Below are 8,483 nucleotides of genomic sequence, written 5' to 3'. Positions count from 1 at the left end.
CGGCAGCAAGCGCTCCACCACCGTCCCACCGGTGGTGGAGCGTCTGCGGTCCCGCGCCCGTTTCACCAGGCGGGACCCACTGACCTCACGCGCACACCCGCGTTCCCAAAGAGAGCGAATCGGCCACCTTGGCGGGTTTGACAGGGCTCATCAGGGGAATGGTCCGGCCTCAGTGGCATAGGCAACCGGCAGTGGCCGTGGGACTGTAGCTCGGATCGCCGACTTGATCGTCGGCCCGATCGTCGGGGAGAAGGAGGTTGATCCGTCATGACCGTGAGTGCCGTCGAGCTCCCGGAGCTGTGGATGCCCTATCCGGTGCGGGGCAATCCGTATCTGCCGGGGCTGCGTGCGGAGAGCGAGACCTGGGCGCGTGAGATGGGCATGCTGGACGGTGACGAAGGACCGTCGGCCGACCGGGCGATCTGGACCCGGTCGCAGTTCCACGCCATGACCGTGGACCAGCTGACCGCCTGGACCCTCCCCGACGCCGCACCGGCCGACCTCCGCCTCAACCACCGCTTCAACATCTGGGCGCTGGCCTGGGACGACTACTTCGCCGCCACCTTCAAGCGGACGGGCGACCTCCCCGCCGCGCTGGAGTTCACCGCCCGGCTCCACTCCTTCCTGCAGCCGGAACCCGGCGCACCTTCACCGGAGCCGGTGAACGCCGTGGAGCGCGGAATAGCGGATCTGCAGCGCAATCTCTTCCCGCCCAGACTGGCGCACTGGCGGCACGAGTTCAACAGCGCCCTGGCGAAATACATCGACGCCGGAGTACTGGAACTCGCCAACAGCCTCAGCGGCCGCGTTCCCGATCTGATCGAGTACGCGCCATTCCGGCGAGAAAGCTTCGCCGCCTATACCGCCCCCTATTCCGTCGAACTCTCCACCGGCGCGCGAATACCCGAGAAGATCCGGCACACCCGTGTCGTCCGCGGCCTGCTCGACGCCTTCATGGACGTCATGGGCCTGGCCAACGACATCGCCTCCTACGACCGGGAGGTCCACGAGGAGCACGACGTCAACAACCTCGTCGTCGTCATCGGAACATCCCTGGGCATCCCCCTCCACGAGGCCGTGCCCGCCGCCGTCCACCTGGTGAACGCCCGGCTGCGCGACTTCGAGCGCCTCGGACACGGCGAACTCCCTTTGCTGGTCCGGCGGTCCGGGCTGCACAGGGACGAGCGGGACGAGCTGGAGGCATGGCTCCGGGGAGCCTGCGCCTTCCTGTCCGGACTCCACGCCTGGTACACCGGGGCGCCCCGCTACGTACCCGCCGACGCGCCGGTTCCGGAGCAGCACCGCAGGGATGCCGGCGAAGGCTCGCCGGCACCCCCGTCCGCCGTGGCGCGCCTATCGCCGTAGCAGCAGACGTCCGAGGCGCGTCCACCACGGGGCCCGGGACGCCGGGCGCCGCGCGGGCGCGGGGCCGGCCTCCGGCCACGGCGCCGCCGACGGCAGCCCGGGGCTCTGCGGGGGCGGGGCCGGCAGCGGCGCCGGGACGTCCGGGGCCCTGGGGGGACGGGCGGCGAAGGTCACGGGCAGGGCCGTCAGGTGCCGGGCCCAGGTGGTGGAGCGCCAGCTGAGGTCCTCCTCCGGGACGGCCAGGACGATGTCGGGCAGCCGGGTGAGGAGGATGTCGATGCCGGTGTCGGCGATGATGCGGCCGATGTCCTGCCCGGGGCACTCGTGGTTGCCGGCGCTGAACGACAGATGCGCCCGGTTGTGGTGCACCGGCGCCGCGGCGTCCGGGCGGATCGCCTCGTCGACGTTCCCGGCGGCCAGGCCGAGCAGCAGCATGTCCCCGGCCTTGATCCGCTGCCCGCCGAGGGTGGTGTCGCTGTTGGCCCAGCGGCCCGGGCACACCATCAGCGGCGGCTCGTCCCACAGGACCTGCTCCACCGCCTCGGGCAGCGTCATCTGGCCGCCGGCGAGCGACCCGCGGAAGCGCGGATCGGTGACCACCATGCGCAGCACGTTGGACATGAGGTTGGCGGTCGTCTCGTAGCCGGCGAGCAGGATGAGCCGCAGGTGCTGCTTGACCTCCTCGTCGGTGAGACCGGCCGGATGGGCGAGCAGCGCGGACGCGATGTCCTGCCCCGGCCGGACTCGCTTCTCGACGACGAGCTTCTCCAGACACTCCAGCACGTAGGCGTTGCTGGCGAGCGACGTCTCGGTGGCCTTGAAGAGGTCCCGGGCCGCGTGCACGAGCGCGGGGCCGGACTCGTCCGACATCCCGAGCAGCCGGGTGAGGGTGAGCATCGGCAGGTGTTCGGTGAACCGGCCCACCAGTTCCACCTCGCCGTCCTCGCAGAACCCGTCGATCAGCTGGTGGGCGAAGCGCGTGATGTGCCGGCGGACGCCGCGGTGGTCGAACTGGTCGAGGCCGGCCGTGACCGCGCCGCGCAGCCGCTGGTGCTCCTCGCCGTCCGCGCACACACAGTCCGGACGCCACCCGATCATCGGCACGAGCGGCGAGGTGGCGGGGTCGATCTCCCCGCTCGTCCAGCCGTGCCAGACCCGGGGGTCGCGGGAGAACTGGGTGGAGCGGGTGGCCACGTCACGGTTCTCGAGGTAGCCGAGGACGAGCCAGGCGCGGACGTCGCCGTCGAGCAGCACGGGCGCCACGGGACCGTGCTTGGCGCGCAGCTCCTCGTACAGCCCCATGGGGTCCGTCGCCGCGACGTCGCCGTAGAGCCGCGTGGCTCCGTCCGGTCCCGTGGCCGTGTGGGCCGGACAGCCCGGTGGCGGGGACGACTCGGGGGCGAGGGCGGTGTGTTCCGGGGGTGGGACGGTCATGCGGTCTCCTGGGCGGCGAGGGTGCACAGGTAGACCATCAGCGAGAGCAGGGCGTCACGGCAGGACGCCCGGTCACGTGCGTCACAGGTGACGATGGGGACGGATTCGCTGAGGGCCAGTGCGGTGCGCAGTTCTGGTACGGGGTACTGGGGAGCGTCCGGGAAGGCGTTGACGGCGACGACGAACGGGACCCGGCGGTCCTCCAGCCGGGTGATGACCTCGAAGCAGACCTCGATCCGGCGGGTGTCGACGAGGACGACGGCGCCGAGCGCGCCCTCGAAGATCCCGTTCCACAGGAACCAGAAGCGTTCCTGACCCGGGGTCCCGAACAGGTAGAGGATCAGCTCCCGGTTGATGCTGATCCGGCCGAAGTCCATCGCGACGGTGGTGGTGTTCTTGTGGGCGACGCCGGGATTGTCGTCGATCCCGACGCCCGCCTGGGTCATGCGTTCCTCGGTGGTCAGGGGCGGGATCTCGCTCACCGAACCGACCATGGTCGTCTTGCCGACGCCGAAGCCGCCGACGATCACGACCTTGACGCCTCTGGAGCCGTGCGGCAGCAGCAGGTCGGTGCCGCCCGCGCCCGGCGCGGGCGCGTCAGAGCTTACGTAGTCCATGGATCACCGCCTCCAGTAGGCCGCGGTCGGGGTACGCCGCGACGGGCACGGGTGCAATGGCCTCGACACGTTCGTCCTCGACGAGTTGGGACAGCAACACGGTGACGACGCTGAACGGCAGGCTGAGGTGCGCGGACACCTCGGCCACCGACAGCGGGTACTCGCACATCGAGAGGATCGCCGCCTGCTCGGGCTGCATCGCGGGGTCGGGCTGGGCCCTGGACGCGATCAGCGTGACGAGGTCGAACGCCTTGGCCAGGGACTCCGGGCCACCGGTAATGACGTAGAGCGGAACGGGAGTGCCTTCGTCCCAGCGGGACTGGTTCTCCGATGTCACATCGCCTGCCGGACGTCATCACGAGGCGGGCTGGTCATGTGCTGGCCGATCCGCACGACCAGGGTCCGCATGCGGTCGCCGAGCAGCCCGGCGTCCACCTCGGCGTCGGCGAGCACCGCGAGGTACGCCCCGGGGCCGGCCGCCATCATGGAGAAGTACCCGCCGTCGGCCTCGATCCCGACCATTCGCGTCGAGCCGTCCCCGTGCGGGAACATCTGCGCGATGGCCTTGGCCAGGCTCTGGATGCCGGAGCAGGCGGCTGCGATGGCGTCCGCGGTGTCGGGAGCCGTGTTCGCCTGCCCGATGCACAGGCCGTCGGACGACAGGACGACGACGTGCCGTACGTGCGGAACGCCGCCCACGAGCTCCGTGAGCATCCAGTCGATGTTGGGCAGTGGCTGCATGTTAATCGACCTCATCTGACGGCTCGCTGTCGGCTGGCTGGCTGGGTGGGGTGGTGGGTTCGGCGGCCGTTCGCCGCTCGCCGTTGAACGCCTCCCACATCAGACCCGGTTGGGGGGTCGGCGTTCCGGAGGTGCGCCGGGAGACGGGCGGAGCCGTGCCGGGCGCGGGGGGCGTGCGGACGAGCGGCGTCGGTACGGGCGACTCCCGGCGGCGCCGGGGGAGTCCGTTGACGGTCGCGCCGGCCTCGCCGGCGTCCGGCGCGGCATCGGCCGCGACGGTGGGCGCGGGTGCCGGTGCGGGTGCCTGTACCGGCAGGGGCGCGGAGGCCGTCAGGGGCCGCGTGCGGATCGGGCCGCCGGGGCGCTTGCGGACGGGCTGCGGAGTCCGCAGGAGAGGCTGGGGAACCGTGGTGATCAGGCGCCGGGGGACGAGCACGACGGCCCGTACGCCGCCGTAGGCGGAGGTGCGCAGATCGACCACGCAGCCGTGCTCGCGGGCCAGCCGGCTCACGACGGGAAGGCCGAGCTGGGTGACCTCGCCCAGCCCCGACATCAGGTTGCCCCGGGCCGCCTGGGCCATGACGCGCTCGATGCGCTGCCGGACCTCCTCGGTGAGTCCGACGCCGCGGTCCTCGATCTCGATCGCGACGCCGGTGGGCACCTCGCTCGCGGTCACCTCGACCGGGGTGTGCGGCGGCGAGAACGTGGTGGCGTTGTCGAGCAGTTCGGCGAGCAGGTGGATCAGCGGCTCGGCGCCGGGGCCGATCACGGCCACCTCCGTCACCGACTGCAGCTTCACGCGGGGGAAGTCGACGATGCGGGACATGGCGCCGCGCAGCACGTCGTAGAGCGGGATCGCCCTCGACCACTGGCGCCCGGGCCGGGCGTCGCCCAGGACCGCGATGCTGGCGGCGAGGCGGCCGATCAGGGCGTTGCGGTGGTCGATGCCCTGCAGGCCGCGGGAGACCACGAGGTCCGTGCCGTGCTGGATCTGCATGGCGTGCAGGTCCTTGGCGAGCTGGTGCACGATCGCCTGCATCCGGCGGGCGACCGCCACCAGGGCCCGCTGGGACGAGTCCCGGGTGCTCTCCTCGGTCTCCACGGCTTCGAGGAGCACCCGCAGGGCCTCCCGGAGCGCCTCGGCGAAGTCGGGGTCGAGGTGTTCCCCGAACGCGGCCGAGTGCAGGATCTCCGAGGCGGGTTCGCCCTTCTTCAGGCGGGCGACGGCCGCCGGGAGGAGCGACTCGGCCATCCACACGGTGGTGGACCGCTGATCGGCCAGGCGCCCGAGCAGCGCGGCCTCGCGCCCCGCGTAGTACTCCTGGGTGTCGGCGGACGCCCGCGCGTACCGGACCGCCTCCGCCGACCGCAGCCGGTGCACGGTCGCGGCCGAGGTGACGACCGTCAGGGCGACCGCGGCGAGTCCGTACCAGGCGAGCGGTGACCGTATCTGCGCCGGGGAGAAGAGCAGCCCTATGGCGAGGGCGACAGCCAGGGTTCCGGGAGGGATGAGCCAAACCGGAGCCACTGCACGCGGCAGGGCTCTGGAAGTCGAACCTGCACGAACCATCAAGGGGGTCCCTAAACAGTCTGGAAATGAGCGGACTGCGGCGCCTGATTCAGCGTTCATGACTCGCTGTGAGCGCGGCGCAACACATGTGGGGAGCATAGTCAGTTCGGGTTTGACATGTGACCTCGATGGAGGGGAAGCCTCCATCAATCAATTCGGAATCACGAAGAGATGAATTGCGATCTGAAATGGAAAGAAACTGATCAGATTGCGACGCCTGACGGGTGATGATCGCGCGGGTCGGCGAGTGGCCGGGCCATCGCGCGAGGGGGCCCGGCCGATACTCCGGCCATGACACCAGCCCGCACCACCTCGCGGCCGCGCCGCGCCGTCGTCGCCGCACTCACCGCGCTCGTCGCCCTCACCGCCCCGGTCGCGAGTGCCGGCGGCGCGACGGGCGAGGGCGGCCACCACCACCGGCCCTGCACCGGTTCGCGACCGCCCCACGACGGCCGGGCCGCCGAGATCCTGCGGATCGCCGAGAAGGCCAGGAAGGACATGGACCTCAAGTCCGTCATCCTGCGGGTCTCCGTCGACGGCCACGAGGTGATCACCACCGCGCTCGGCGAGTCGATGACCGGGGTCCCGGCCGACCCCGCCATGCACTTCCGCAACGGCAACATCGCGATCAGCTACCTCGGCACGGCCCTCCTGCGCCTGGTCGACCAGGGCCGGGTCGGTCTCGACGACACGGTCGAGCGCTGGCTGCCCGGCCTCCCGCACGCCGAGAAGATCACCCTGCGCATGCTGGGCGCGTCCACCACCGGCCTCGTCGACTACGTCCGCCTCCCCGCGTTCCAGCAGGCCGTCGGCGCGAACCCGTTCCGCCAGTGGACCGCCGACGAGGTGGTGGACCTCGCGACCCACGAGGACCGGTGGTACGACCCCGGGACGAACTGGAGCTACTCCCACGCCAACTTCGTCCTCCTCGGCGCCGCGCTCGAGAAGATCACCGGGACCCGCCTCGACCGCCTGATCCGGCAGGAGGTCACCGGTCCGCTGGGGCTGCGCGAGACCCGCAACTCCTTCACGCCCGACATCCCGGAACCCGTCCTGCACGCCTTCGACTCCGACCGCGGGCTCTACGAGGAGTCCACCTTCTGGAACCCCTCCTGGACCACCGCCCCCGGCGCGGTCGAGACCACCGACATCTGCGACCTCGAACGCTCGGCCGGCGGCCTCGGCTCCGGCGAGCTGCTCTCCCCGTCCTCGTACCGGGAACTGCTGAACCCCGGGACGGTGGGCCTCGGCCACGCCACCAAGAAGTGCCCCGAGGAGGTGTGCCTGAAGCAGACCGAGGCCACCCACGACGGCCTGGGCATCCTCGTCCTCGGCGACTGGATCTCCCAGCACCCGCTGTTCTTCGGCTACTCCGCGTCCATGGCCTACCTGCCGTCCGAGCGCCTGTCCATCGCCGTCTCGACCACCCAGGGCCCCAAGAGCGGGGACGGCCACACCGCCCATCTGATCACCCAGCGCATCGCGGCCGCCCTGACCCCGGGACACCCGATCCCCGACTTCGGGTAGAGCGGGCCGGGACGCCCCCCTCCCGCGGCTGCGGCGCCCTACGGCTGCGGCGCGAGCCGCTGGACCGCGACGAGCGCCGCGTCGTCGCCGAGGTGGCCGCCCGCGTACGCCTGGAGGTCGGCCCGCAGACGGCTCAGCAGCGTCGGCGGGTCCTCCCCCGCCCAGGCCGTGAGCCGCTCCGCCAGCGGGTAGAAGGCGCGTGAGTGGTCGCGGGCCTCGATGACGCCGTCCGTGTAGAGCAGCAGCACGTCGCCGACGCCGAAGGGGAAGGTCTCCACCGTCACGTCGGGGGAGAGGACGTCGGAGAGCCCCAGCGGGGGGCTCGTGTCGGCCGAGTCGAGCGGAACCACCCGTCCGTCGCGCAGGAGCAGCGGCGGCGGGTGGCCGCAGTTCACGAGCCGCACCACCGGCTCCCGGTCCGGGATGTCGAGCACCAGCGCGGTGACGAACGCCTCGTTCGTACCGGCCGCCGCCCCGTCGGCCGCGGGTCCCGTCCCCGGCGCCCCGGCGTCCTCCTCCGCCGAGCCGACGCCCTCCTCCAGGTGCCCGATCAGGTCCGGCAGGCCGTGCTCGCGGCGGGCGGTGACCCGGAAGGCGCCGAGGACGAGGGACGCCTCGCTGATCGCGTCCATCCCCTTGCCCCTGGCGTCCCCGATCAGCAGCCGGGTCCCGTGCGCCGTACGGGCCGCCGCGTACAGGTCGCCGCCCATCTGCGCCTCCTCCTCGGCCGCCAGGTAGACCGAGGCGATCCGCAGCGGGCCGGACCGCTGGGGGAGCGGACGCAGGACGACGCTCTGAGCGGCGTGGGCGATGGACCGCAGCCGGGTCACCCGGCTCTCGTCCCGCTCCCGCAGATGGGCGAAGACGGTCGCGAGGACCGAGATCAGCACCAGCGCGACGATCTGGTACGTGTGGTTCAGGTCCGTGACGGTCGTCCGCGCGACCGCCACCACCGTCTGGGCGACGACCGCGACCGCACCGACGAAGGCCGTCATCCGTGGGCCCGCGAAGGACGCCGTCACCGCGGGCGCGGCGATCAGGAACGGTCCCAGGTGCACGTCCGGAGGGGCCAGGACGTCCACCACGGTGACCGCCACGATGAGCGCGAAGGCCGCGGCGAGCAGCAGCCGTCTGCGGCGCCGGGGAGGGCGGCCGGGAGCGGGGCCTCGCCGGTGGGGGTCCATGTGAAAGGCATACCTCAGGCGACGGGGCATGTCCTGTCGCCCGGT

At 71.8% G+C, this 8,483-nt stretch carries 8 protein-coding genes; 2 read left to right on the top strand and 6 right to left on the bottom strand.

Translation table 11 applies throughout. From position 1 onward, the window contains the following. Nucleotides 1-267 precede the first annotated feature (267 nt). Complete coding sequence (locus ACWEJX_RS20120) at nucleotides 268-1,365, top strand: terpene synthase family protein (RefSeq protein ID WP_451608784.1); 1,098 nt, start codon at nucleotides 268-270, stop codon at nucleotides 1,363-1,365. Here ACWEJX_RS20120 and ACWEJX_RS20115 read toward each other — a convergent pair. The 5 genes from ACWEJX_RS20115 to ACWEJX_RS20095 are packed head-to-tail and all read right to left on the bottom strand — an operon-like array spanning nucleotide 1,354 to nucleotide 5,685. Further along, nucleotides 1,354-2,799: a cytochrome P450 gene (locus ACWEJX_RS20115; RefSeq protein ID WP_451608783.1), complete on the bottom strand. Its 1,446-nt coding sequence runs from the start codon at nucleotides 2,797-2,799 to the stop codon at nucleotides 1,354-1,356. The genes ACWEJX_RS20120 and ACWEJX_RS20115 overlap by 12 nt on opposite strands. Next, nucleotides 2,796-3,416, bottom strand: a complete 621-nt coding sequence (locus ACWEJX_RS20110) for a GTP-binding protein (RefSeq protein WP_451608782.1) — start codon at nucleotides 3,414-3,416, stop codon at nucleotides 2,796-2,798. The genes ACWEJX_RS20115 and ACWEJX_RS20110 overlap by 4 nt, the downstream gene beginning before the upstream one ends. After that, a complete protein-coding gene (locus ACWEJX_RS20105; protein ID WP_451608781.1) occupies nucleotides 3,397-3,753 on the bottom strand; it encodes a DUF742 domain-containing protein in 357 nt (118 codons plus the stop codon). Before ACWEJX_RS20105 ends, ACWEJX_RS20110 begins: the two co-directional genes overlap by 20 nt. After that, a complete protein-coding gene (locus ACWEJX_RS20100; RefSeq protein WP_389210301.1) occupies nucleotides 3,750-4,157 on the bottom strand; it encodes a roadblock/LC7 domain-containing protein in 408 nt (135 codons plus the stop codon). The genes ACWEJX_RS20105 and ACWEJX_RS20100 overlap by 4 nt, the downstream gene beginning before the upstream one ends. 1 nt (nucleotide 4,158) lies before the next feature. Further along, nucleotides 4,159-5,685, bottom strand: coding sequence for a sensor histidine kinase (locus tag ACWEJX_RS20095; RefSeq protein WP_451608780.1), 1,527 nt, complete (start codon nucleotides 5,683-5,685; stop codon nucleotides 4,159-4,161). Nucleotides 5,686-6,018: 333 nt separating this feature from the next. On the opposite strand from ACWEJX_RS20095, the gene ACWEJX_RS20090 reads away from it, so the two are divergent. Further along, complete coding sequence (locus ACWEJX_RS20090; RefSeq protein WP_451608779.1) at nucleotides 6,019-7,254, top strand: serine hydrolase domain-containing protein; 1,236 nt, start codon at nucleotides 6,019-6,021, stop codon at nucleotides 7,252-7,254. 38 nt (nucleotides 7,255-7,292) lie between these two features. Here the strand turns inward: ACWEJX_RS20090 and ACWEJX_RS20085 are convergent, their stop codons facing one another. Then, a complete protein-coding gene (locus ACWEJX_RS20085) occupies nucleotides 7,293-8,438 on the bottom strand; it encodes a PP2C family protein-serine/threonine phosphatase (RefSeq protein ID WP_451608778.1) in 1,146 nt (381 codons plus the stop codon). Nucleotides 8,439-8,483 lie beyond the last annotated feature (45 nt).

It is taken from the genome of Streptomyces sp. NPDC004788 (genome assembly GCF_053601115.1).
Note: the sequence above shows the minus strand (reverse complement) of the source record. Positions and strands in the feature narration are given on the sequence as shown.